Genomic DNA, 23,489 nt, shown 5'->3' with positions numbered 1-23,489 from the left:
TTTCAATCCACTGATTATAGCTGATGTCACGTACCACTCCCCCTAAGGTTGTTAAAGCATTTGCAACCGAACCTGTTGAAATACCCGAGGGAGATGATTCGCTCGATGAAGTCGTCGAGGAATTTACCGATGGTGCAGAACCCATAACCCTGAAACTGACCGACGACGCTTGCGGCGTCCGGCTCGACAAAGTCTTGTCGGGACTGGTGCCGCAATATTCGCGCAGCCGCATCCAGCAATGGATAGAAGGTGGTCACGTAACAGTCGACGGCAATCCCGCCCGCACCAAAATGACGGTGTTGGGCGACGAACTGGTCATCATCACGCCCCAGGCCGCGCCGGAAGACAACGCCTTCCAGCCTGAGCCGATGGACTTGCGTATTGTCTACGAAGACAAGGCCATCATGGTGATCGACAAACCGGCCGGACTGGTGGTCCATCCGGCCGCCGGCAACTGGTCGGGCACGCTTCTTAACGGTTTATTACATCACTGCCCGGCGCTGGCCGGTGTACCGCGCGCGGGCATCGTCCATCGCCTGGACAAGGACACCAGCGGCCTCATGGTGGTGGCCAAGACGCTGGCGGCGCAGACCGACCTGGTGCGCCAGTTGCAGGCACGCACCGTCAAGCGCCAATACCTGGCGCTGGTGTGGGGCATGCCGCAGTTGTCCGGAACGATCGATGCGGCGATGGCGCGCCATCCGCGCGACCGCATCAAGATGGCGGTGTCTGAAAGCATGACGGCCAAGCCGGCGGTCACGCACTATCGCCGCGCTGCCGTGGGGGCGCTCGATGGCCGCGCCGTCAGTCTGATGCGTTGCCAGCTGGAAACCGGGCGCACGCATCAGATTCGCGTCCATATGCAATCCCTCGGTTTCGCCTTGGTTGGCGACGCCTTGTACGGCAAGTCGCACCTGATGCCGTTTTTCCCGCGCCAGGCCTTGCAGGCCTGGAAGCTGGGTCTGATCCATCCGGCCACCGGCAAGCAGGTGGAATGGGAAGTCGGCTTGCCGGCGGATTTCACCGAATTGCTGGAACGCGCCGGCATCGACGTGAAAGTCCTTGCTGCGCTCGAGGACTAGCCCGCATGGAACTGCTGATTCCCGACTGGATCGGTATCCCCGCCAACGTCGGCGCCTTGTCGACAATGCGCGGCGGCGGCGTCAGCCGTGGGCCGTATGACGACGGACACGGCGGCGGCGGTCTGAATCTGGGCGCGCATGTACAGGACGAGCCTGCGAACGTGCAGCGTAATCGCAGCTTGCTGCGAAGTATCCTGCCTGCCGAACCATTCTGGCTGACCCAGGTGCACGGCGTCAACGTCGCTGATGCAGCCAAGGTGCTGGGTACGCCTGACGCCGACGCTTGCCTTGCCAGTGAGCCCGGAGCGGTGTGCGTCATGATGACCGCGGATTGCCTGCCGGTATTGTTGTGCGATGCTGCCGGCAGCGTGGTCGGCGCAGCACATGCGGGCTGGCGCGGATTGGCCGGCGGCGTGCTGGAAAACACCGTGTCCGCCATGCGCGACCGCGGTGCCGGTGAAATCAGCGCCTGGCTGGGACCGGCGATCGGTCCGCAGCAATTTGAAGTCGGCCAGGACGTGCTGGATGCATTTGCCGCGCACGACGCCGCAAGCCGCTCGGCCTTCGTGGCTATCGCCGGACGCGAAGGCAAATATCTCGCGGATATCTACCAGCTGGCGCGTCAGCGACTGGCGCAGGTCGGCGTGCAACGGGTTGCGGGCGGCGGCTTCTGTACCGTCAGCGACAAGCGATTCTATTCTTATCGGCGTGACAAACAGACCGGTCGTATGGCGTCCCTGATCTGGCTCAGGTAGCCCGCGCCGGCCGGTGTCGGCTATTTCAATTCGGGAAATTCGGGCAATTCAATCAATTGTTCCAGTAACTGCCGGGTGTGTCCCGGCAACTCCTCGTGGCTTCTCACGCATATCAGCAACTGTCGTTTCGCCCATGCATCGCTGAGCGGTATGCAATTGATCTCCATGGTTTTCTTGCAGCGCAGAGCCGCTGTTTCGGGAATCACGGCGATGCCCACTTCGCGTTCCACCATCCGGCAGATGCCGTCAAAGCTGCGCAGCCTGACGCGATATTGCAGGCGTTTGCCGGCCCGCAGGGCGTGACCGGCCAGATGTTCCTGCAGCGCGCTGCCATTGCTCAATCCAATGAAATTCTTATCCATGAGTTCCGCGAACTGCAACGCCTTGCGGCGCGTCAAGGCGTGTTTGCGCGGCAGCACTGCGACCAGCCGGTCCTGCCGAAAGGGGATGGTCTGCAACGGGCCGGTCGGCACTGAATCGGCGACGATGCCGATGTCGGCGACGCCGTCGACGATGGCCTGCACGATTTCGTGGCTGAGCCGTTCTTCAAGATCAATGTCGATATACGGGTTGTGCGACAGGAATGTCCCCAGCGCATCCGGCAGGAATTCGCTGATGGCGGCGGTATTTCCGAGCAGGCGGATGTGGCCTTTGAGGCCGTGCGCATACTCGCTGAGCTCGTCGCGCATCCGGTCGATTTGCTGGTGTACGGTGCGGGCGTGATGCAGCAGGGCGCGTCCGGCTTCGGTCAGTTGCACGCCGCGTCGTTCACGCAGCAGCAAGGCTACGCCGAGTGCGTCTTCCATGCTGCGGATGCGCGCGCTGGCAGACGCCAGCGCGAGATGCGAACGGTCGGCGCCGGCGGTAATGCTACCGGTTTCCGCGACATGCAGAAATAGCCGCAAGTCGCTCAGGTCAAGACGTGTGCTCATGATGACGGATCTACAGGGGGAATTGGCGGGTCAGCCTTCGGCGGCACCGAAGGCTGACTCAGTGTATTCCAGATTTTCTCGCATGACGATAGCTGGCAGACTTGGCGCATTGTTGATTGAATTGAGAGGGAGCCGCCGTGCCGACCAGCTTGTCTTTTGATGCCGCCCATTTCGCATTACTGTCGGCCGTTACCGCCATCTTTCTGCTGGCAGGTTTCGTCAAAGGCGTGGTCGGGCTCGGCCTGCCTACCGTAGCCGTAGGCTTGTTGGGTTTGTTCATGCCGCCGTTGCAGGCGGCGGCACTTCTGATCGTGCCTTCGCTGGTGACCAATGTCTGGCAATTGCTGGCAGGGGGACGCTTCATGTGGCTGTTGCGCCGGCTGTGGTTGATGTTGCTGGGGATCTTTGCCGGTACACTGCTTGGCGTGAATTTTTTGGCGATCGATACAGGCGGGCGCGCGACCGCTTTTCTCGGCGTGGCGCTGGTCGTTTATGCCGTGTTGGGACTGGCAGCCGTGAAGTTTTCGGTCAGTGCCGCCAGCGAGAAATATCTGTCGCCGTTGATCGGTCTGACCACCGGACTGGTCACCGCTGCGACAGCGGTATTCGTGATTCCTGCGGTGCCGTATTTGCAGGCGCTCAACGTGGAAAAAGACGAACTCATCCAGGCGCTGGGTTTGTCGTTCACGGTGTCGACGATTGCGATGGCCGCCGGACTTGCGCAGGGCGGCGCGCTGCAGATGGAAGGCGCGGCGATTTCGTTGATGGCGCTGGCGCCGGCGCTGGGCGGCATGTTCATCGGGCAGTGGTTGCGCGGGAAGATTTCGGCAGTCTTGTTTCGCCGCTGCTTTTTTATCGGTTTGCTGCTGTTGGGACTGCACCTGAGTTCACATCTGTGGCGATGAAGGGGCTGCGGTTCGACATCGAAACACGCGCGCGCGGTCTGCGCATTTACGCCAGGCTGGAACATGACATCATCGGCGCGCTCGATGTGGAAGATGGTGAGGTGTATAAGAACGGCCGGACCAATGCGATCGTCATCTACGTTGTGCCGCGCTGGCGCGGTAATGGCATCGAGGAGTCTCTGCGAGCGCACCTCGCGCGTCACCTCTTGGAAGCGCCATGCAGTTCCGCACCGCTCCCGGATGCGTGAGCACGGTTTTCAACTTTCGTAATTCTTCTATTGGCGGTTTGACGCCGCTGTGTAATTCTCGCCCCTCATGCCGACATGAGGGCGCATCTTTCATCGTCTGTCAGGGCTCGTTTTTCTGATGTGGCGCTGCCTCGTTTGGCGACCTTTGTTCTGCTTCATGCAGCGCTTTCGATTTTTCCCGGATTTGACGATTCCGCTTGCGCTGCGGTGTACCCATCAGGTATAAAACAATTGTCAAGGGAAATACGCCGTACAGGAAAAACGTCATGATTCCTGCCGTAACGGACTGTTCGGTAATCGACATCATGAAGACGACATATAACCATGCGATTGCGACGATGTACATTGTGGTTTCTGGTTTTACAGACTGAGCGACAAACCGTAACAATACGCGAAAATTGTAGAAGCGAGCATGAATACGCAGAACCCGCAGAGCGTCCCTCCCGTTGTTTCAGCATGGCTAAGCCAGTTATCTGATCCCAAGACGTGGCAATCGTGGCAGACATGGCAATCGCCCGCTGTCGGCCAGTTTGACGTGCAGTCGATCCAGAAGCAGCTCGGCGCCCTCGGCGCCTCGCTTGATCCTGCCGACGTCGTCCGATTGCAGCAAGACTATGCCGACCAGTTCGCGAACCTGTGGAAGACCGCTGCAAATTCCCAGATTCCCGCCGTCACCGACCGCCGCATGTCTGCGCCGGCATGGCAGTCAAATCCTTTTTTCGCCTTTCATGCTGCGGCCTACCAGCTCAATGCGCGCTTTCTGACTTCCATGGTCGACGCGGTCCAATCGACCGATAAGGTCAAGCAGAAACTTCGTTTTGCAGTGCAGCAAATGATCGATGCATTGTCGCCAGCGAACTTCCTTGCGACCAATCCCGAAGCGCAGCAAAAAATCATCGACACGCATGGTGAAAGCTTGACGCGCGGGATTGCGCAACTGTTCACGGACCTGCAAAAAGGCCGGGTCTCGCAAACCGATGAAACCGCCTTTGAAGTCGGCAAGGATGTCGCCACCACAGCAGGTTCTGTGGTGTTCGAGAACGAATTGTTTCAGCTCATCCAATACGCGCCGCTGACCAAAACGGTGCATGCGCGTCCGCTGCTGATTGTGCCTCCTTGCATCAACAAGTTTTACATTCTCGATTTGCAGCCGCAGAACTCGCTGGTGCGTTATGCGGTGGAGCAGGGTAATACGGTCTTCCTGGTTTCCTGGCGCAATGCCGATGCCTCAATGGAGACCGCGACCTGGGATCAATACGTCGACGACGCAGTGGTGAGCGCGATTCATGTTGCGCAGGAGATTTCCGGGCAAGACAAGATCAACGCGCTGGGTTTTTGCGTCGGCGGCACCATCCTGTCGTGCGCGCTGGCGGTGCTCGCCGCGCGTGGCGAAGAACCGGTGGCCAGTCTGACGCTGCTGACGGCGTTCCTGAATTTCCTCGACACCGGCGCGATCGATGTGTATATCGACGACGTCCAGATCGGCATGCGCGAGCAGATGATCGGCAAGAGCGGATTGATGGCGGGGCGCGATTTCGCCTCGGCGTTTTCGAGTCTGCGCCCGAACGATCTGCTGTGGAACTACGTCGAATCAAACTATCTCAAGGGCGAAACGCCGCAGGCATTCGATTTGCTGTACTGGAATGCCGACAGCACCAATTTGCCGGGGCCGATGTTCTGCTATTACCTGCGCCACATGTATCTGGAAAACGCGCTCAAGGAACCGGGCAAGCTGACCATCGCCGGTGAAAAGATCGATCTATACAAGCTCAGCATGCCTGCGTTCATTTACGCTTCGCGCGAGGACCACATCGTGCCATGGGCGTCGGCCTATGCGTCGACCGCCATCCTCAACGCCAAAAAGCCGGCAAACAATCGTTTCGTGCTGGGGGCTTCAGGACACATCGCAGGCGTGATCAACCCGCCGGCGAAAAAGAAACGCAGCTACTGGACCAACGACAAGATCGGGACTGATCCCGAAGCATGGTTTGCCGGCGCAGTGGAACATCCCGGCAGCTGGTGGACGGAATGGTCGGACTTCCTTTCCACGCATGCCGGCAAGCAGGTTGCCGCGCCGAAGAAGGCGGGCAATACGACATACAAAGCGATTGAACCGGCGCCGGGCAGGTACGTCAAAGTCAGGGCCGAATAGGATCCGCGGAGATCAACATGCAGTAAAAGCAGCAAGCAATTCAAAGCAGCAAGCAACAAGAGGCAGCAAGCAACAAGAAGCAAGAACGGGATGCGGTTTCATAAAGATGTCTGCATGCACGGCAACGTGGAATAGCAGTCATCGTCATCCCCGGAACTTATCCACCCGACACAAATAGGAGGCAGGACCATGGTAAAACGTATCGCATATGTGACCGGCGGCATGGGGGGCATCGGTACCCCAATTTGCGCGCGTCTGGCCAAAGACGGCTACACGGTAGTCGCCGGTTGCGGCCCCAATTCTGCCCGTAAAGACAAATGGCTGGCTTCCATGCGCGAGCAGGGATTCGACGTCCATGCGTCCGAAGGCAACGTCGCCGACTGGGAATCGACCAAGGCAGCGTTTGACAAAGTCAGGGCGGAAATCGGCGAGGTCGACGTGTTGGTCAACAATGCGGGCATCACCCGCGATGGTCAGTTCCGCAAGATGAGCAAGTCCGACTGGGACGCCGTCATCGACACCAATCTGAATTCCCTGTTCAACGTGACCAAGCAGGTCATCGAGGGCATGGTGGACCGCGGCTGGGGACGCATCATCAATATTTCGTCCGTCAACGGTCAGAAGGGCCAGTTCGGCCAGACCAATTATTCGACAGCGAAGGCCGGCATTCATGGTTTTACCATGGCGCTGGCGCAGGAAGTCGCCACCAAGGGCGTGACGGTCAACACCGTGTCGCCCGGCTATGTCGGCACCGACATGGTGCGTGCGATTCGTCCCGAAGTGCTGGAGAAAATCGTTGCCGGCATCCCGGTCAAGCGTCTGGCGGAGCCGGAAGAAATCGCCTCCATCATCGCCTGGATTGCTTCGAATGAAGGTGGTTACGCCACCGGGTCCGACTTTTCGCTGAACGGCGGCTTGCACATGGGTTAAACATCGGTCGGGGAATCGGGATGCATTTCCGGTTTTTCGACGCGTATTTACGGGAAACTGCGTACTTGTATGCAAGCGTGGTTTCCCGCCTATAATGCGTTACGCCAGCGGACCGACTTCAATCTAAAAATACAGGTCCGCTTATATAGCTGAAAACAGACTGGAATTTCAGATGACAAGTGCAAAAAAATCAGGCGAGCGTTTAATTAAAAAATATCCAAATCGCCGCCTGTACGATACACAAACAAGTTCTTACATTACGTTGACCGACGTGAAGCAGCTGGTCCTCGACGACGAGGAATTCGCTGTCGTCGACGCCAAGAACGGCGACGATCTGACGCGCAGCATTCTGCTGCAAATCATCCTGGAAGAAGAGTCGCATGGTGCGCCGATGTTCTCCAGTGCGGCGCTGTCGCAGATCATTCGCTACTACGGTCATGCCATGCAGGGCATGATGGGCTCCTACCTGGAAAAAAACATCCAGGCGTTTATTGACATTCAGAACAAGCTGACGGAAAACTCCAAGGGTTTCTATGAAGGCAAGCCGTTCAGCCCGGAAATGTGGGCGCAGTTCATGAATGTGCAGGGGCCGATGATGCAAGGCATGATGAGCAACTACATCGAACAGAGCAAGAGCCTGTTCGTCCAGATGCAGGAGCAGATGCAGAGCCAGACCAAGAACATGTTCGGGACTTTCCCGTTCGTTCCGACTGATCCAACCAAGAAGTAGTCATTCTGTCAAGGCGGGTGTGCCGTTTTACGGCCGCCCCGCCTGCCAAAGGGTACAATAGCGGCTTCGTCCTGAACTCCGTTTTTTTACCTTTTTAGTCCATCCGTCATGTCCAATGCTTCTCCCGTCGTACCCCAGGTAGCCCCCAAGGTCGGCTTCGTTTCACTCGGCTGCCCCAAGGCACTGGTGGACTCCGAACAAATCCTCACGCAGTTGCGCGCAGAAGGCTACGATACCGCCAAGTCCTATGACGGCGCCGATCTGGTCATCGTCAATACCTGCGGCTTCATCGACGCCGCCGTGCAAGAGTCGCTGGATGCGATCGGCGAGGCGCTGAGTGAAAACGGCAGGGTCATCGTCACCGGCTGTCTCGGCGCCAAAAAGGACGGCGACGGCGACGACCTGATCCAGAAAATCCATCCCAAGGTGCTCGAAGTCACCGGCCCGCACGCCGTCGGCGAAGTCATGCAGGCAGTACACAAGCATTTGCCCAAGCCGCATGCCCCCTTCCTGGACCTGGTGCCGGCCCAAGGCGTGAAGCTCACGCCCAAGCATTTTGCCTACCTGAAGATTTCCGAAGGTTGCAATCATCGCTGCAGCTTCTGCATTATCCCTTCCATGCGCGGCGACCTGGTGTCCCGCCCGATTGCGGACATCATGCTGGAAGCCGAGAACCTGTTCAACGCCGGCGTCAAGGAGTTGCTGGTCATTTCGCAGGACACCAGCGCATACGGCGTCGATGTCAAATTCCGCACGGGATTCTGGAACGGCAAGCCGGTCAAGACCCACATGACGCAACTGGTCGAAGCGCTCGGCGAACTGGCCAGCCGCTACGGCGCCTGGGTACGCCTGCATTACGTCTATCCGTATCCGCACGTGGACCAGATCATCCCGTTCATGGCGCAGGGCCATGTGTTGCCATACCTGGACGTGCCTCTGCAGCACGCCCATCCCGACGTCCTCAAGCGCATGAAGCGTCCGGCCAGCGGAGAGAAGAATATCGAACGCATCCAGGCCTGGCGCAAGATGTGCCCGGACCTCACCATCCGCTCGACCTTCATCGCCGGTTTCCCGGGTGAAACCGAAGCCGAGTTCGAATACCTGCTCGACTTCCTCAAGGAAGCCGAAATCGACCGCTTGGGTTGTTTCGCCTATTCCCCTGTGGAAGGCGCCACCGCGAATCTGCTCGACAACCCGGTGCCGGAAGAGGTCCGTGAAGAGCGCCGGGGGCGTGTCATGCAACTGCAGGAAGAGATTTCCAAAAAGCGTCTTCAAGCGAAAGTCGGAAAGACCTTGCGCGTACTGATTGACGAGGTGGATCGCAGCGGCGGCATCGGACGCTCCTCTGCCGACGCGCCTGAAATCGACGGTGTGGTCTATGTCAAACCGCCGTTCGAGCCGCATAAAAAGCTTGTGGTGGGTGAGTTTGTCGATGTCGTTGTCACCGCTGCCGATGCACACGATTTGTGGGCAGCGGCGCAATGATGGCAGGCGTTTCAAGGTTGCTGCTGGTGTTTGCGTTGTCCGGTGTCACCGTTTGCATCCAGGCCCAGCAAGTTATAGCCGGTGCAACTGCAACCACGGCAACGGCGCCAGTAGCGTCGACTGCTGCGGCGCCAGGTAGCCTGCAGGACATGTTGAGCAAGCCGGTAGTGTTGCGCGGCACACTCGGTGGTGACCGGATCCAGCTCAGCATGAAACCGAAGGCGGATGAAGACGGCTTGGAAGGCAATTATTTTGTTTTTGGCCAGGGAACGCAGATATTGCTGGCCGGCGAAGTCGATCAGAACGACCTGATGATGGAAGAGTCGCACAACGGCAAGGACGTGTCCGGCCAGTGGGAGGGCAGCTTCAAGAACGGTCTGCTCAGCGGGACATGGTCCACGCTCGACGGCTCCGTCACCAAACCGTTTTCCCTGAAGGTCGGCGCACCCTGAACGCCTGTGGCGCAAGCAGGATAATTGCTGGCGGCGCGGCGTCTCCCCAACAAGAATTCATTCGAGGTTATTCGTGGCAGAAAAATACACCCCTCAGACCAGCCTGATTCACAGCGAGTACACCGCGCCGGACAATTTTGGCGCATTGCCGGTGGCCATCAACCACGCGTCCACCGTGCTGTTTCCCAATGTCGCAGCGATGCGGGCGCGCAACTGGAAAGAGAAAAGCGGCTACACCTACGGGCTGCACGGCACACCCACCACGTTCACGCTGGAAGCGCGTCTCGCCGAGATCGAAGGCGGTCATCATTGTCGCGTCGTTCCCAGCGGTCTTGCCGCAATTGCCCTGGTTAACTTCGCCTTGCTCAAGAGCGGCGACGACGTGCTGTTGCCTGATAACGTCTATGGCCCGAACCGCGATCAGGTGGTCTGGCTGGAGCGTGACTTCGGCATTACGGCACGGTTTTACGATCCCCTGATCGGCGCCGGCATCGCCGGGTTGATCCAGGACAACACCCGCCTGATCTGGACCGAAGCGCCGGGATCGGTATCCATGGAAGTGTCCGACGTGCCGGCCATTTGCCGGGCAGCGCATGCTCGCGGTGTGCCGGTGGCGATGGACAATACCTGGTCGGCCGGCCTGGCGTTTCGTGCTTTCGATCATGGTGTTGACGTCGTCATGCAGGCGTTGACCAAATATCAATCCGGAGGTTCGGACGTCCTCATGGGCGCGGTGATTACGCGCGACGACGAGATCAACCACAAGATGGAACTGGCGCATATGCGGCTGGGTTTCGGCGTGGGCATGGACGATGTCTATATGGTGCTGCGCAGCTTGCCCTCGATGCGATTGCGTTTCAATGCGCACGACGGCGCCGCGCGCAATGTGGCCGCATGGCTCCAGCAGCGGCCCGAGATTATCAAAGTCTTGCACCCGGCATTGCCGGACTGCCCAGGGCATGAACTCTGGCAGCGTGATTTCACCGGTGCAGGCGGCTTGTTCTCGGTGATTTTTGATGAGCAATTTACCGAGGCACAAATCGACCGTTTCGTTGACGGGCTGAGACTGTTCAAGATCGGCTTCAGTTGGGGCGGCGCTCACAGTCTGTGCGTACCCTATCGCATGCAGACCATGCGCCAGACCTGGACGGAGAAGGGCGGGCTGGTCCGCTTCAATATCGGACTGGAGTCGGCGGAAGATTTGATCGCCGACATCGCGCAAAGCTTGGACGCAATACATGCTGCCAAGTAGGTTTTTGTCGCCCTGATATCAACGCCGCCGAATTTCTCTTTGAAGGTAAGTATTTGTAAAAGTTAAGGAGTTTTCTCGACGGTTCTTGTTGCAAAGTCTGAAAATTGAAGTTATTTCGGTTTTTCGTAGTCGTTTGGCGACAACAAAGTAGGAAAACAGGATGATTTTGAATAGTAGAAAATATTGATAAAAATTCAATTTCCCTCTTGATTTCCTCGTGGAAATTTTTTAAAAAATGAAATTTTTATTGTGCTTTAAACCCAATGTGGCTGCGGGTTTTGGAAAAAAATCTTGAATTTTGTAGAAACTTTGCGGTGTTTTTGTAAGACAAAATCCTATGTGTCTCTTAGGTCGGAACCGACGAAAAATACCGACATCCACTAATTTCCTGCCTTTCAACACCCCCTCAGAATCAGCCTTACCGGTAAGAAAAAGTAACCGGGTGTAAATTGATTTTGAGCTGGGGGTTAAATGAATACCAATGACATGATGGCTGAAATTCGTGACGCAAATCTGAGTTATTTGATGTTGGCTCAGCAAATGATCCGATCCGACAAGGCTACCGCCATATTTCGTCTTGGTATCAGCGACGAAATAGCAGACATGATTCAAGGTCTGAGCAACGCACAAATTTTGAAACTTGCCGGCACCAACATGATGTTGACGCGATTCCGCTTCGACGATGGTGCAATCCTCGGCATGCTGACCAATTACAACAAAGACAAGGGTCTGGCCCAATCGCACGCAGCGATTCTGATGGCTTGTCAGCCGGTCGAACAAATTTCCTGACGCTGTAATCATCCTCCGTGGTATGTTTGGGTTGACTCGGTCAACCCGGGAGAACGATTCGACGTTAAGCGTCGGTCAGGTTGGCAAAGAAGTTTAGTTGTAATTAAAAAATATCGGGGGTGTGTTCATGGCTAAGAAAAGCGTGATTACTGAATCGCAAGAGATTCAATTGGCCATAGAGTTGATCAATCTGGGGGCGCGTCTTCAATTGCTGGAGTCCGAAACCTCGTTGTCGCGCGAGCGTCTGCTCAAGCTCTACAAGGAACTGAAGGGTGTCTCGCCGCCGAAGGGCATGCTGCCGTTCTCCACAGACTGGTTTATCACCTGGCAGCCGAACATCCATTCCTCGCTGTTCATCAATATTCATAAATACCTGGTCGAGTACGCCAAGATTTCCGGCATTGAAGCCGTGATGAAGGCCTACAAGCTGTATCTCGAGCAGGCCGGCCAAGTGGCCGACGGCGACGAGTCCGTCCTGTCGCTGACACGTGCCTGGACGCTGGTGCGCTTTTTCGAAAGCAAGATGCTGATGACCACGCCGTGCAGCAAATGCCGCGGTCATTTTGTTGTGCATCGCCTGGATCTGCATCAGGATTACCTGTGCGGCTTGTGCCACATGCCATCCCGCGCCGGTAAAACCAAGAAGGCCAAGGACGCGATTGCCGCCCCGGCCATCGCTGCAGCAGCAGCGGCAGCGCTTGAAGCGTCGTTGGTAGCCGCCATCGCCTGATACGAATAAATCTGAATACTGTCGCGTTACAATAATCGGCTTTTGATGCAGGCTTGGAGGCCGAGATGACATTGGGGCAGCGCAGACCCGTTCTGCAGGCACCTGCAATACAAGCGTTGTTCATTCTTTGTGCTGCATTGGTTCTGGCATTGTTGGCCGGACAGGCCGTCGAACTGCTGTTCGACGTTGCCATCTCTCCCGTTCCTTTTGCTTTTCTGCATGGCGCTCTGGCCGCCGGTATTGCTTATCTGCGCCGCATGGCGTCCTGGTGGGCTCCGATCCTGTTTTTCTTTCCGCCGGCCGCCGTGCTGGTGAATTCCTTCCATTTGCCGCCGGCGCTGTTCCTCGCGGTATTCCTCTTTCTATTGCTGCTGTTCTGGTCGACCTTTCGCAGCCAGGTGCCGTTCTATCCGTCCGGGCAGTCGACCTGGGATGCGGTGGCGGCTTTGCTGCCGGCCGACAAGCCTCTGCGCGTGATCGATATCGGCAGCGGACTGGGCGGCGCCGTACTCTATCTGTCAAGATTGCGTAGCGATAGTCGTTTCATCGGTATCGAGCTGGCGCCGTTACCATGGTTGGTGAGTCAGGTACGCGCCTTGCTTACTCGTAGCCGCGGCGCGTTCGTGCGCGGCGACTATACGCGCCTGGATTTTCGCGACTACGATGCGATTTTCGCTTATCTGTCGCCGGCGGCGATGACGGCCTTGTGGCAAAAGGCGCGGGCTGAAATGCGTCCGGGAACGCTGTTGCTGAGCTATGAATTCATGATTGAGGGCGTGCAACCGGATATCGTCGTGCATCCGAAAGAAAATGGGCCGGCTTTGTATGGTTGGCGTATGTGAAACAAAAAAGAGCTGTGTTACATTCTCCGCACGTTATCAAGTTTTTATCTTTGGTGTCGTAATTGAAAATGAAAGCCCGCTTTCGGTCATGTATTCCATCGTTTGGTTAATGGGATTGCATGTAACCTGACTGCAGGTAAAAAACACTGAACGCCACTGGGACGGGAGTAGGCACTTGTTAGTCATAATTGGATATGTAATCGTCATGGCGTCCGTCTTCGGCGGATTTGCAATGGCAGGGGGGCATCTCGGGGCGTTGTTTCAGCCAATCGAGTTGCTGATGATCGGCGGAGCAGCGGGGGGCGCTTTCCTTGTCGGTAACAACAACAAGGCCATCAAGGCCACGATAAAGGCATTGCCGACTGTTTTCAAAGGCTCGACCTATACCAAGGCTCTGTATATGGAGCTGATGTCGCTGCTGTTTGAAATCCTGACCAAGTCGCGCAAGGAAGGCTTGATGTCGATCGAAGGCGACATCGAGGAACCTGAGTCTAGCCCGATTTTCAGCAAATATCCCGGTGTTCTGGCCGACCATCACTTGATCGAGTTCATGACCGATTACCTGCGCCTCATGGTGTCGGGGAATATGGATGCGTTCCAGATCGAAAACCTGATGGACAACGAAATTGAAACCCATCACCACGAAGGCGAAATTCCGGTGCATTGCATCGCCAAGCTCGGCGACGGCATGCCGGCGTTCGGTATTGTTGCGGCGGTGATGGGCGTGGTGCATACGATGGAATCGGTGGGTATCCCGCCGTCCGAACTGGGTATGCTGATCGCGCATGCGCTGGTCGGTACCTTCCTCGGTATTCTGCTGGCGTACGGTTTTGTGGGGCCGCTGTCGAGCTTGCTGGAGCAAAAGCTGCACGAGTCGACCAAGATCTATCAATGCGTCAAAGTCACTCTGCTCGCCAGCCTGAACGGTTACGCACCTGCCCTGTCGATCGAATTCGGTCGCAAGGTCCTGTTCTCGACGGAACGTCCGTCCTTCCTGGAACTGGAAGAACACGTCAAACAGGCAAAAAGCAAGTAACCCGATATGACCAGTCATCAGCAGGAGTAAGGCATGGCCGACGAAGGGCTACGTCCCATTATTGTAAAACGCATCAAGAAGGGCGGCGGCGGACATCACGGCGGCGCCTGGAAGATCGCCTACGCCGACTTCGTGACGGCGATGATGGCGTTCTTCCTGCTGATGTGGCTGTTGGGATCGACCGCCAAGGGCGATCTCAATGGTATCGCGGAATATTTCAAGACTCCCCTCAAAGTGGCGATGGCCGGCGGCTCCGGCAGCGGCGACGCAAATACCGTGCTGCCCGGCGGCGGCAAGGATTTGACCCGTCAGGAAGGGCAGTTGCGCAAGGGTGAAAACGATGTCACCAACAAGCGCAGCGTGCGCGCCGCCCAGGCCGAGTTGGAGAAGGCCGAACGCGCCCGTCTGGATGAGTTGAAAAAACGCATCGAGACCGCCATCGACAGCAGCCCGACCTTGAAGCAATTCAAGAATCAACTGCTGATCGATATCACATCCGAAGGCTTGCGCATTCAGATCGTGGACGAAAAGAACCGCCCGATGTTTGCGCTGGCCAGCGCCCAGTTGCAGCCCTATACGCGTGAAATCCTGCGCGAGATCGGCAAGACGCTCAACGACGTGCCGAACAAGATCAGCCTGTCCGGACACACGGACGCCACTCCGTATTCGAGCGGAGAAAAGGGTTACAGCAATTGGGAGTTGTCCGCCGATCGCGCCAATGCGTCGCGTCGCGAATTGATTTCCGGCGGCATGGATGAATCGAAGGTATTGCGCGTGGTGGGCCTGTCGTCCGCCGTGCTGCTGGACAAGGAAGATCCTTTCAACCCGATCAATCGCCGCATCAGTATCATCGTGATGAACAAGAAGGCGGAAGAGCTGGTGCAGAATGGTGGATCATCTTCACTGGATGTGTCGTCGGAAGCTGAAGTAAAAGACGGTCTGAGCGAACCGGCCAAGAATTAACTGGATTTTAAACACCCGGCCCAATTGAAAAGGAGGGCTTCGAATGTCGACACCCAAAATGCTGCAGGAGCTTAAGCGCTTGCTGCTCGATACGGCTAGCGGTGGAAGCAGGCAACTGACTGAAGTCGAGACGGATCTGGTCCAGACCAACATCCTGCTCGGCGAAGCGATCGAGAAGCTGGGATCCAGCTTCATGGAGTTGCACACCGCTGTCCTCGCGCAGCAAAAGGAACTTGAAGTGGTCATGGCCGGCAACGGCACATTGTCCGCCGAGGATATTGCTCGCCTCAAGGTCATGCAGGATGACATTACGGTGCACGTCAATGCTGCCGTGACGGGCTTGCAGTTCCAGGACATGACCAGCCAGTTGCTGGAGCGTATTGTCCGCCGCGTCATCGGCTTGCGCGATGCGCTGGGTGTGCTCAGTGCGAACAGTTTTGAAATTACTCCCGATTCCGCGCAATCGGTGGAGATGCTCGAGGTCCTGCTCAAGAACACGGTGGAGTCGATGGAAGAGCGCCTGACCGCGCTTGAAAACGGTTTGTGGAAAACCGTCCGGCAAACGCGGATGGAAAGCGGCGACATCGAATTGTTTTAAGCGAAGCCGCCTCAATATGCAGATTCGGCGAGGCTCTTCGGTGATCTGAAGATGGACTGAATCAGTCGCACGATAGTAATTTTTTGATAATGGATGCGGCATAATGAGTTTGAACAACTCACAGCCGTAAATGAAGAACAGGGAGTAATGATGTCTAAAACAATTCTTGCGGTAGACGACTCGGGGTCATTGCGCCAGATGGTGGTGTTCAGCCTGAAAGCAGCCGGCTATCAAGTCACCGAAGCGGTGGACGGGCAAGATGCGCTGGACAAGGCGAAGTTGCAGACTTTCGACCTGGTGCTGACCGATCAGAACATGCCGCGCATGGATGGTCTGACCCTGATCCGTTCCCTGCGTGGGCTGACGAGCTATCAGCGCGTGCCTATTTTGATGCTGACCACCGAGTTCAGCGACGAAATGAAGGCAAAGGGCAAGGCTGCCGGCGCCAATGGCTGGCTGGTGAAGCCGTTCGATCCGCAGCGTCTGACCGAAGTAGTTAAAAAAGTCATTGGCTAGTGTCAATAATCAACGATAAAAGACAGACCTACAGCATCCATGACGGAGCCCAATCATGACCATTGATATGAGCCAGTTTTTCCAGGTGTTTTTCGACGAGGCGGAGGAAGGCCTCGCCGAAATGGAAAAGCTCCTGCTGGCCGTTAATGTGTCGGATCCCGACGACGAAGATCTGAACGCGATCTTCCGCGCCGCGCATTCCATCAAAGGCGGTTCGGCCACATTCGGCCTGAACGACATTACCGAAGTGACCCACGTGCTGGAGTCGCTGCTAGACCGCATCCGCCAGCATGAAATGGCGTTGACGAGTCAGCACGTCGACGCTTTCCTGGCCGCCAAAGACGTTATCAAATCCATGCTGGACGGCCATCGCCATGGCGCGACCGTTGATCTGAATGCGGCCGCCGATGTGCGCAAGCTGTTGCAGTCGCTGTCTGAAGGCGCCGGCAAGAAAGTCAAGAGCTCGCAGCCGCTGGTCGGCCCCGGAGGCGTGAGCCGCTATCGCATTGAGTTGCCCAAGTTGGCCGAGCGCGACATCGAGGCCTTGCAACAGGAACTCGGCCTGCTCGGAAAGATTGAAAAAGCCGATGCTGAAGACGGTCACAGCGTGTTCATTCTGGATACTGCCAAGGGCGCCGACAGCATCGTCGAAATCTGTTCCTTCCTGGTGAACACGGATGATCTGAAGATTTCGCAGGCGGTCGCCGGACGTTCCAAGGAAGAGGAGCAGGGCTACGGTTTCTTCGCACCGTTCGTACCGCAGGATGCCACCGATGAAGAGCGCGGCTATGGCTTCTTCGCGCCATTCGTGCCGGTGAATGCAACGGATAAAGAACGCGGCTATGGTTTCTTTGAACCGTTCGTGCCGCAAGGCGAGATCGAACAAGCCAAGCAGGCGGCAGAAGCCGCAGCGCACGCCGACGACGAGCCGCCAGCCCTGACGGTGACCGAAGGCGGCGAAAAGAAAGCCAAGGGCGAGAAGCCTGCGGCCGTGCATGAATCGCAGTCGATCCGTGTCGGCATCGAAAAAGTCGATCAGTTGATCAACCTGGTGGGTGAGTTGGTGATCACGCAGGCCATGATTGAGCAGCGCACCGGCTCACTGGATCCGATGCTGTATGAACATCTGCTCAACAGCGTCAGCCAGCTGACCCGCAATACGCGCGACTTGCAGGAATCGGTCATGTCGATCCGCATGATGCCGATGGATTACGTGTTCTCGCGTTTCCCGCGCATGGTGCGCGATCTGGCCGCCAAACTCGGCAAGCGTGTCGAATTCGTTACCCATGGCGCCGCGACGGAACTGGACAAGGGCCTGATCGAGCGCATTGTTGATCCGCTTACCCATCTGGTGCGCAACAGTGTCGATCACGGCATCGAAATTCCCGAGACGCGTCTGGCGGCAGGCAAGGCCGATTACGGCACGCTATCGCTGTCGGCCGAACACCAGGGCGGCAACATCATTATTGAAGTCACCGACGACGGCGGCGGTCTCAATCGCGACAAGATTCTGGCCAAGGCCAAGCAGCAAGGCATGGCGGTGTCCGACAGCCTTAGCGACGGAGATGTCTGGCAATTGATTTTCGAGCCGGGCTTCTCGACTGCGGAGCAGGTCACAGATGTGTCCGGCCGCGGCGTCGGCATGGACGTCGTCAAGCGCAACATCCTGGCCATGGGCGGTGCGGTCGATATTCGTTCCAGCAAGGGTTTCGGCACGACGATTTCGATTTCGCTGCCGCTGACGCTGGCGATCCTCGACGGGATGTCGATCCGGATCGGTCACGAGATTTATATCCTGCCGCTCGGCTATGTGGTCGAGTCGCTGCAACCGGCGACGCAGGACGTCAAGGAAATCAGCGGGCAAGGCAAGGTCATCAAAGTTCGTGGTGAATATCTGCCGCTGATTCCGCTGTATCAAATTTTCAATATCGAGCCGACATTCACCGATCCGTCGCAGGGGCTGGTGGTAATCCTGGAATCGGATGGCAAGAAAGCTGCATTGTTCGTCGATGATCTGATCGGCCAGCAGCAAATTGTTGTCAAGAACCTGGAATCCAATTATCGTAAGGTTGCAGGGATTTCTGGTGCTACTATTCTGGGTGACGGAGGCGTAGCCTTGATTATCGACGTTGCCGCTTTGTTACGATCAAGCCGGCAATTGAGCGACGAATCTGTATTTTCCTGATTTTTTATAAGGGCCATTATCATGTCTGACACCATTTCGAAAAATATTTCCGGCTTCGGCGAGAAATCCGACAGCGCCGGGAATGAGTTCCTGGCCTTCACGCTCGGCAAGGAAGAATACGGCATCGACATCCTGAAAGTTCAGGAAATCCGCGGCTACGAAGCCGTGACCCGTATCGCCAATTCGCCGGAATTCATCAAGGGCGTCGTCAATCTGCGCGGCATCATTGTCCCGATCGTCGACATGCGCATCAAGTTCCAGCTCGGCGAACCGACTTACGATCAATTCACCGTCGTGATCATCCTGAACATTTCCGGTCGCGTGGTCGGCATGGTTGTGGACAGCGTGTCCGATGTGATCACCTTGTCGCCTGAGCAAATCAAGCCGGCGCCGGAAATGGGCACGACTTTCGACTCCGATTACCTCATTGGCCTGGGTACCCTGGATGAGCGCATGCTGATTCTGGTCGACATCGATAAGCTGATGTCCAGCGCCGACATGGGGCTGATCGAGAAGCTGGCCGCTTAAGCCGCTTCACGCACCAAGTCCGGGAACGGGCGCCTGCCGCATGGCTCTGCGGCAGGCGCCCGTTTTCTTTTTTGGATTGTGATAGTAGCGGCGGACGCGAGTGCCGGCAAGCTGGCAAGCATTCTGGACACTTGCCGGCAGGCTGAAAACGCGGCCTAGTGGAAGTGTTCAGTCGATGCCGGTACGTCTTCCGGCATTTCGGCATGCACCAAATCACCATCGGGCGCCGGGAACAACGGCGTACCGCAATCGTCGCAGAACTCCATCGTATAGCGTTCCTCGTGCAGCTTGATCTGCACGATGCCGCACTCGCGCAATACAGCGAGGATCTGTTCCATCGGCGTGAGCGCACTGTCCGGCGCAGACAGGTCACGCACTTCATCGCCATCTTCCTGTTCGTACAGCGGCCACACGATGCCGTATACAACGCCGTCATCGTTGCCGAGGCTGAAGCCGACGCGGTACTCGTCTATCTGGCCGTTGATGTTCTCGCAAAAACTGCCGATGTTGGCGTGCAGCTCAGACGAAGCCAGGCCCAGCGTCTGGGTCAGGTAATGATCGGCGGCGCGAATGGCGGCGGGGCGGATGCGTTTATCCGCTTCGCGGCAAGCGAAGTAATACGGCTGCGGTAGCAGCAGCTCAACGTTGCAGCCCGGCAGGAAGCGGGTCAGCAGCGGCGTCGCCTGGGTGGTCCAGGCCTTGAATGCGGTTTCCCTCTCGTGCACGACCGAGCCATGTTCATCCATCTGCCAGCGAAAAATCGGCGCGCCGGTCGGTACGGCGACTGCGGCGATCAGATAACGTGTATCGGCCAGGAAGGGCGCGGTCGGCGTTTGTTCCAGCGACAGCTGCGGCGTACTCTGCTTGAGCGCGGACTGACCCATGCGCTGCGCCAGTGCGAAGACATCGGCATGGTGGCGCGGCAGCTGTTCAATCGCGTACAAGGCCGGCGCCAGCGCCAGATGCACGTTGTCGGCCAGCACGTGGGCATGGAGGTGGGCGAACAAACCGTTGCGCACGTCGGTGGGCAGGTTGCCGGAAGCGATGCTGAAACGCGTCCAGGCCAGCACCGGCAGCGCCAGCAACTGCACGCTGTAGACCTTGCCGTCGTAATCGAGTGCGCAGGCTTCGCTGTTGGCTTCGACCGCTTCGACCAAGACGTCGTAGCCGTCCAAGTCGGATTTGAACAGGTGATCGAGGGCGGCGTCGATCATGCCCTGGTGATTGCTTTTCAGCTGCTTGTGCAATTGCAGATCGAGGGTGCGTTCCCAGGCTCGTTCTTCGAGACGACTGGTGGAGCCGGCGACCGCTTGTGATGAATTGACCAGTCGCTGGCTTTCAGCGGACAACCTGGAGGACGAACGTTTGGCGGGGCGGCGCATGATGAAATATTGACAATCAAATGATGAGAATGTCTATTGTAGTTGATTCGACATCGGCCCGGGTATTGCTGACCGGCATGTCGACTCGTCAACATCGTCATATGTGCCACACAGCTTGCCTTGCTGCGCGCATAAAAAAACGCCGGTCGAAACCGGCGTTTTTTATTGCGGGAGGCTGATCAAGCTGCCAGCAGTTGGCGCAGAACGAACGGCAGGATGCCGCCGTGCTTGTAGTAGTCCACTTCGATCGGCGTATCGATGCGCAGCAGCAGTTTGACTTCCTTGGTTTCACCGTTCTTGCGATGGATCACCAGGGTAGCTTCTTGCTGTGGCTTGATTTCGCCTTCCAGGCCCTTCAGGTCGAACGTTTCTTCGCCTGTGATGCCCAGAGTCTGAACGCTGTCGCTGCCGATGAATTGCAGCGGCAGCACGCCCATGCCGACCAGGTTCGAGCGGTGGATACGTTCGAAGGAGCGAGTGATCACCGCCTTCACGCCCAGCAGTTGGGTGCCCTTGGCAGCCCAGTCGCGCGAGGAGCCTGTACCGTACTCTTCACCACCGAACACCATGGTTGGCACGCCGTCGTTGACGTACTTCATGGCTGCATCATAGATCGCCATTTGTTCGCCGGTCGGTTGGTGAACAGTCACGCCGCCTTCAACGCCTGGTACCATCAGGTTCTTGATACGTACATTGGCGAACGTGCCGCGCATCATGATTTCATGGTTGCCGCGGCGCGAGCCGTACGAGTTGAAGTCTGCCTTCAACACACCGTTGGCTTGCAGCCACTTGCCTGCCGGGCTGGAGTCCTTGATCGAACCGGCCGGGGAGATGTGGTCGGTCGTGATCGAGTCGCCGAATACGCCCAGCGCGCGTGCGCCGGTGATGCCGGTTGCTGCTGCTGTCGGCACTTCGGTGAAGTTTTCGAAGAACGGTGGTTCTGCGATGTAAGTCGACGTCGGCCAGTTGTAGACCTGACCGGCGGCCACGCCCTTGATGGCTTCCCACAGCTTGCCTGGAGCACCCTTGACGTCGGCGTAGTTCTCTTTGAACACCTTGGCGTTCATGGCGAACTTCAACAGCTTTTCGATTTCTTGCGAAGTCGGCCAGATGTCGCCCAGGAAGATTTCCTTGCCGCCCTTGCCCTTGCCGACCGGCTGTGTCATCAGGTCGACGTTCATGTTGCCGGCGATGGCGTAAGCCACGACCAGCGGAGGCGAGGCCAGGAAGTTCGAGCGGATGTTCGCGTGGATACGCGCTTCGAAGTTACGGTTGCCGGACAGCACGGCGGAAGCCACGATGTCGTTCTTGACGATCGCTTCGTTCATTGCCGGTGTCAGGTCGCCGGCGTTGCCGATGCAAGTGGTGCAACCGTAAGCAGTCACGCCAAAGCCCAGTTTTTCCAGGTAGCCCAACAGGCCGGCCGCTTCCAGGTACTTGGTCACGACACGCGATCCAGGGGCCAGCGACGTCTTGATGTGCGGAGCAACCTTCAGGCCGGCTTCAACAGCCTTCTTGGCCAGCAGGCCTGCTGCCAGCAGCACGCTTGGGTTCGATGTGTTGGTGCACGATGTGATCGCAGCGATCAGCACGTCGCCGTTCTTGACATCGACGCCGTCGGCGTTGGTGTAGGTCTTCGTCAGATCTTCGATCTTCTTGTTGAAGCCGTTTTCCGCGACAGGCTTGGCAAACAGGTCAGCGAAAGTCGACTTGACGTTGCCGATTTCGATACGGTCTTGCGGACGCTTAGGACCAGCCAGCGACGGTGCCACGGTGCCCAGATCCAGCGACACTTCGTTGGTGTAATCGATGTCGCCTGCCTTTGGAACGCCGAACAGGTTCTGTGCCTTGAAGTAGGATTCGAACGCGTCGATTTCCGCCTTGGTGCGGCCGGTGCCCTTGAAGTAGTCGATGGTTGCTTCGTCGACCGGGAAGAAGCCCATGGTGGCGCCGTATTCAGGCGCCATGTTGGCGATGGTGGCGCGGTCGGTCAGCGACAGCGACTTGGTGCCTTCGCCGAAGAATTCGACGAACTTGCCCACAACCTTGGTCTTGCGCAGCAGTTCGGTGATGGTCAGAACCAGATCGGTTGCGGTGCAGCCTTCGCGCAGCGCGCCGGTCAGGTTCACGCCGACCACGTCTGGTGTCAGGAAGTACACCGGTTGGCCCAGCATGCCGGCTTCCGCCTCGATGCCGCCGACGCCCCAGCCGACTACGCCGATGCCGTTGATCATGGTGGTGTGCGAGTCAGTACCGACCAGCGTGTCAGGGTAGTAGACACCGGTCTTGTTGTGCACGCCGCGTGCGAGGTATTCCAGATTGACCTGGTGGACGATACCGAAGCCCGGAGGCACGACGCCAAAGGTGTCGAATGCCTGCATGCCCCATTTCATGAACTGGTAGCGCTCGTTGTTGCGCTCGAACTCCAGCTTCATGTTCAGGTCGAGCGCTTTCTTTTCGCGGTAGTGATCGATCTGTACCGAGTGGTCGACAACCAGATCCACCGGAACCAGCGGTTCAATGTTCTTCGGGTTCTTGCCCAGCTTCTTGGCGACGTTACGCATCGCGGCCAAGTCGGCCAGCAGAGGAACGCCGGTGAAGTCCTGCAGCACCACGCGTGCAACCACGAACGGGATTTCATCGACGCGGGCGCCCTTGGCGCTCCAGCTTGCCAATTGCTTGACGTGCTCTTCAGTCACCTTCTGACCGTCGCAGTTACGCAGGACGGATTCCAGCACGATACGGATCGACACTGGCAGACGGGAGATGTTGATCCCGAGTTTCTTTTCCAGGGCGGGCAGTGAGTAGAACTTGCCTTTCTTGGAACCGGAAATGCTGAATTCCTTTAGGGTGTTCAATGTGTTGCGGGACATGGCCTCTTCTCCTTAGATTACGGATGGTGTAAATACTTTGTTAGCGCTACGAAGTTTGGTTTCGTTGCAAATACGGGACTGCTTTGCTGCTCAATTCGTGCTGAATTCGTGTTGAATCCTGTTA

General features: G+C 57.3%; 23 protein-coding genes. 19 read left to right on the top strand and 4 right to left on the bottom strand.

The window, feature by feature from the left end:
- Positions 1-23 precede the first annotated feature (23 nt).
- Both ACIROW_RS04660 and pgeF read left to right on the top strand, forming a co-directional pair.
- Positions 24-1,082: an RluA family pseudouridine synthase gene (locus ACIROW_RS04660; RefSeq protein ID WP_402272379.1), complete on the top strand. Its 1,059-nt coding sequence runs from the start codon at positions 24-26 to the stop codon at positions 1,080-1,082.
- A 5-nt stretch (positions 1,083-1,087) separates the two neighbouring features.
- Positions 1,088-1,837 carry a peptidoglycan editing factor PgeF gene (gene pgeF / locus ACIROW_RS04655; protein ID WP_402272377.1) on the top strand — a complete coding sequence of 250 codons (750 nt, stop codon included), beginning with the start codon at positions 1,088-1,090 and terminating at the stop codon, positions 1,835-1,837.
- 20 nt (positions 1,838-1,857) lie between these two features.
- Here the strand turns inward: pgeF and ACIROW_RS04650 are convergent, their stop codons facing one another.
- Positions 1,858-2,769, bottom strand: a complete 912-nt coding sequence (locus ACIROW_RS04650; protein WP_402272375.1) for a LysR family transcriptional regulator — start codon at positions 2,767-2,769, stop codon at positions 1,858-1,860.
- Positions 2,770-2,906: 137 nt separating this feature from the next.
- Between ACIROW_RS04650 and ACIROW_RS04645 the strand changes: the two genes are divergently transcribed.
- Both ACIROW_RS04645 and ACIROW_RS04640 read left to right on the top strand, forming a co-directional pair.
- On the top strand, positions 2,907-3,674 hold the full coding sequence (locus ACIROW_RS04645) for a sulfite exporter TauE/SafE family protein (RefSeq protein ID WP_402272373.1): 768 nt from the start codon (positions 2,907-2,909) through the stop codon (positions 3,672-3,674).
- Complete coding sequence (locus ACIROW_RS04640; RefSeq protein WP_402272371.1) at positions 3,665-3,922, top strand: hypothetical protein; 258 nt, start codon at positions 3,665-3,667, stop codon at positions 3,920-3,922. The genes ACIROW_RS04645 and ACIROW_RS04640 overlap by 10 nt, the downstream gene beginning before the upstream one ends.
- A gap of 100 nt (positions 3,923-4,022) precedes the next feature.
- On the opposite strand, the gene ACIROW_RS04635 is transcribed toward ACIROW_RS04640, so the two are convergent.
- A complete protein-coding gene (locus tag ACIROW_RS04635; protein WP_402272369.1) occupies positions 4,023-4,268 on the bottom strand; it encodes a hypothetical protein in 246 nt (81 codons plus the stop codon).
- A gap of 66 nt (positions 4,269-4,334) precedes the next feature.
- On the opposite strand from ACIROW_RS04635, the gene ACIROW_RS04630 reads away from it, so the two are divergent.
- The 15 genes from ACIROW_RS04630 to ACIROW_RS04560 all read left to right on the top strand — a co-directional run bounded on the left by ACIROW_RS04630 (position 4,335) and on the right by ACIROW_RS04560 (position 19,110).
- Positions 4,335-6,074: a PHA/PHB synthase family protein gene (locus ACIROW_RS04630; protein ID WP_402272367.1), complete on the top strand. Its 1,740-nt coding sequence runs from the start codon at positions 4,335-4,337 to the stop codon at positions 6,072-6,074.
- Positions 6,075-6,263: 189 nt separating this feature from the next.
- The gene (locus ACIROW_RS04625; protein ID WP_402272364.1) at positions 6,264-7,004 is read left to right on the top strand and encodes a 3-ketoacyl-ACP reductase; all 741 of its coding nucleotides are present in this window, start codon (positions 6,264-6,266) and stop codon (positions 7,002-7,004) included.
- Positions 7,005-7,176: 172 nt separating this feature from the next.
- The gene (gene phaR, locus ACIROW_RS04620; protein ID WP_402272361.1) at positions 7,177-7,734 is read left to right on the top strand and encodes a polyhydroxyalkanoate synthesis repressor PhaR; all 558 of its coding nucleotides are present in this window, start codon (positions 7,177-7,179) and stop codon (positions 7,732-7,734) included.
- Positions 7,735-7,842: 108 nt separating this feature from the next.
- The gene (gene rimO / locus ACIROW_RS04615) at positions 7,843-9,219 is read left to right on the top strand and encodes a 30S ribosomal protein S12 methylthiotransferase RimO (protein WP_402272359.1); all 1,377 of its coding nucleotides are present in this window, start codon (positions 7,843-7,845) and stop codon (positions 9,217-9,219) included.
- Positions 9,219-9,671, top strand: a complete 453-nt coding sequence (locus ACIROW_RS04610) for a hypothetical protein (protein ID WP_402272357.1) — start codon at positions 9,219-9,221, stop codon at positions 9,669-9,671. The genes rimO and ACIROW_RS04610 overlap by 1 nt, the downstream gene beginning before the upstream one ends.
- Before the next feature lie 73 nt (positions 9,672-9,744).
- Positions 9,745-10,923, top strand: a complete 1,179-nt coding sequence (locus tag ACIROW_RS04605; protein WP_402272355.1) for a cystathionine beta-lyase — start codon at positions 9,745-9,747, stop codon at positions 10,921-10,923.
- Between the two features lie 471 nt (positions 10,924-11,394).
- The gene (flhD, locus tag ACIROW_RS04600) at positions 11,395-11,712 is read left to right on the top strand and encodes a flagellar transcriptional regulator FlhD (protein ID WP_007876449.1); all 318 of its coding nucleotides are present in this window, start codon (positions 11,395-11,397) and stop codon (positions 11,710-11,712) included.
- Positions 11,713-11,839: 127 nt separating this feature from the next.
- Positions 11,840-12,442 carry a flagellar transcriptional regulator FlhC gene (gene flhC, locus ACIROW_RS04595; protein WP_402272352.1) on the top strand — a complete coding sequence of 201 codons (603 nt, stop codon included), beginning with the start codon at positions 11,840-11,842 and terminating at the stop codon, positions 12,440-12,442.
- Between the two features lie 65 nt (positions 12,443-12,507).
- Positions 12,508-13,284, top strand: a complete 777-nt coding sequence (locus tag ACIROW_RS04590; protein WP_402272350.1) for a class I SAM-dependent methyltransferase — start codon at positions 12,508-12,510, stop codon at positions 13,282-13,284.
- 175 nt (positions 13,285-13,459) lie between these two features.
- Positions 13,460-14,320 carry a flagellar motor stator protein MotA gene (gene motA, locus ACIROW_RS04585; protein WP_050477258.1) on the top strand — a complete coding sequence of 287 codons (861 nt, stop codon included), beginning with the start codon at positions 13,460-13,462 and terminating at the stop codon, positions 14,318-14,320.
- Positions 14,321-14,353: 33 nt separating this feature from the next.
- The gene (gene motB, locus ACIROW_RS04580) at positions 14,354-15,283 is read left to right on the top strand and encodes a flagellar motor protein MotB (protein WP_402272347.1); all 930 of its coding nucleotides are present in this window, start codon (positions 14,354-14,356) and stop codon (positions 15,281-15,283) included.
- 43 nt (positions 15,284-15,326) lie between these two features.
- A complete protein-coding gene (locus ACIROW_RS04575; RefSeq protein WP_402272345.1) occupies positions 15,327-15,881 on the top strand; it encodes a chemotaxis protein in 555 nt (184 codons plus the stop codon).
- A 150-nt stretch (positions 15,882-16,031) separates the two neighbouring features.
- The gene (locus ACIROW_RS04570; RefSeq protein WP_183378214.1) at positions 16,032-16,397 is read left to right on the top strand and encodes a response regulator; all 366 of its coding nucleotides are present in this window, start codon (positions 16,032-16,034) and stop codon (positions 16,395-16,397) included.
- Positions 16,398-16,452: 55 nt separating this feature from the next.
- Positions 16,453-18,582: a chemotaxis protein CheA gene (cheA, locus tag ACIROW_RS04565; protein ID WP_402272343.1), complete on the top strand. Its 2,130-nt coding sequence runs from the start codon at positions 16,453-16,455 to the stop codon at positions 18,580-18,582.
- Between the two features lie 21 nt (positions 18,583-18,603).
- Entirely contained in the window at positions 18,604-19,110 is a 507-nt protein-coding gene (locus ACIROW_RS04560) for a chemotaxis protein CheW (protein ID WP_016832990.1), read from the top strand.
- A gap of 155 nt (positions 19,111-19,265) precedes the next feature.
- Here the strand turns inward: ACIROW_RS04560 and ACIROW_RS04555 are convergent, their stop codons facing one another.
- Together ACIROW_RS04555 and acnA are read right to left on the bottom strand one after the other, a co-directional pair.
- The gene (locus ACIROW_RS04555; RefSeq protein ID WP_402272341.1) at positions 19,266-20,492 is read right to left on the bottom strand and encodes a DUF2863 family protein; all 1,227 of its coding nucleotides are present in this window, start codon (positions 20,490-20,492) and stop codon (positions 19,266-19,268) included.
- A gap of 179 nt (positions 20,493-20,671) precedes the next feature.
- The gene (gene acnA / locus ACIROW_RS04550; protein WP_402272338.1) at positions 20,672-23,365 is read right to left on the bottom strand and encodes an aconitate hydratase AcnA; all 2,694 of its coding nucleotides are present in this window, start codon (positions 23,363-23,365) and stop codon (positions 20,672-20,674) included.
- Positions 23,366-23,489 lie beyond the last annotated feature (124 nt).

The sequence above is a fragment of the Herbaspirillum sp. NPDC101397 genome, from assembly GCF_044767325.1.
GTDB lineage: Bacteria > Pseudomonadota > Gammaproteobacteria > Burkholderiales > Burkholderiaceae_D > Herbaspirillum.
This window is presented reverse-complemented; position numbering and strand designations above follow the sequence as displayed.

Excerpts from the sequence above, each read along its gene's own strand:
- ACIROW_RS04660 (WP_402272379.1), top strand. The coding sequence starts at position 24 with ATGTCACGTACCACTCCCCCTAAGGTTGTTAAAGCATTTGCAACCGAA.
- pgeF (WP_402272377.1), top strand. The coding sequence starts at position 1,088 with ATGGAACTGCTGATTCCCGACTGGATCGGTATCCCCGCCAACGTCGGC.
- ACIROW_RS04650 (WP_402272375.1), bottom strand. The coding sequence starts at position 2,769 with ATGAGCACACGTCTTGACCTGAGCGACTTGCGGCTATTTCTGCATGTC.
- ACIROW_RS04635 (WP_402272369.1), bottom strand. The coding sequence starts at position 4,268 with ATGTACATCGTCGCAATCGCATGGTTATATGTCGTCTTCATGATGTCG.
- ACIROW_RS04630 (WP_402272367.1), top strand. The coding sequence starts at position 4,335 with ATGAATACGCAGAACCCGCAGAGCGTCCCTCCCGTTGTTTCAGCATGG.
- ACIROW_RS04625 (WP_402272364.1), top strand. The coding sequence starts at position 6,264 with ATGGTAAAACGTATCGCATATGTGACCGGCGGCATGGGGGGCATCGGT.
- phaR (WP_402272361.1), top strand. The coding sequence starts at position 7,177 with ATGACAAGTGCAAAAAAATCAGGCGAGCGTTTAATTAAAAAATATCCA.
- rimO (WP_402272359.1), top strand. The coding sequence starts at position 7,843 with ATGTCCAATGCTTCTCCCGTCGTACCCCAGGTAGCCCCCAAGGTCGGC.
- ACIROW_RS04610 (WP_402272357.1), top strand. The coding sequence starts at position 9,219 with ATGGCAGGCGTTTCAAGGTTGCTGCTGGTGTTTGCGTTGTCCGGTGTC.
- flhD (WP_007876449.1), top strand. The coding sequence starts at position 11,395 with ATGAATACCAATGACATGATGGCTGAAATTCGTGACGCAAATCTGAGT.
- flhC (WP_402272352.1), top strand. The coding sequence starts at position 11,840 with ATGGCTAAGAAAAGCGTGATTACTGAATCGCAAGAGATTCAATTGGCC.
- ACIROW_RS04590 (WP_402272350.1), top strand. The coding sequence starts at position 12,508 with ATGACATTGGGGCAGCGCAGACCCGTTCTGCAGGCACCTGCAATACAA.
- motB (WP_402272347.1), top strand. The coding sequence starts at position 14,354 with ATGGCCGACGAAGGGCTACGTCCCATTATTGTAAAACGCATCAAGAAG.
- ACIROW_RS04575 (WP_402272345.1), top strand. The coding sequence starts at position 15,327 with ATGTCGACACCCAAAATGCTGCAGGAGCTTAAGCGCTTGCTGCTCGAT.
- ACIROW_RS04570 (WP_183378214.1), top strand. The coding sequence starts at position 16,032 with ATGTCTAAAACAATTCTTGCGGTAGACGACTCGGGGTCATTGCGCCAG.
- cheA (WP_402272343.1), top strand. The coding sequence starts at position 16,453 with ATGACCATTGATATGAGCCAGTTTTTCCAGGTGTTTTTCGACGAGGCG.
- ACIROW_RS04560 (WP_016832990.1), top strand. The coding sequence starts at position 18,604 with ATGTCTGACACCATTTCGAAAAATATTTCCGGCTTCGGCGAGAAATCC.
- ACIROW_RS04555 (WP_402272341.1), bottom strand. The coding sequence starts at position 20,492 with ATGCGCCGCCCCGCCAAACGTTCGTCCTCCAGGTTGTCCGCTGAAAGC.
- acnA (WP_402272338.1), bottom strand. The coding sequence starts at position 23,365 with ATGTCCCGCAACACATTGAACACCCTAAAGGAATTCAGCATTTCCGGT.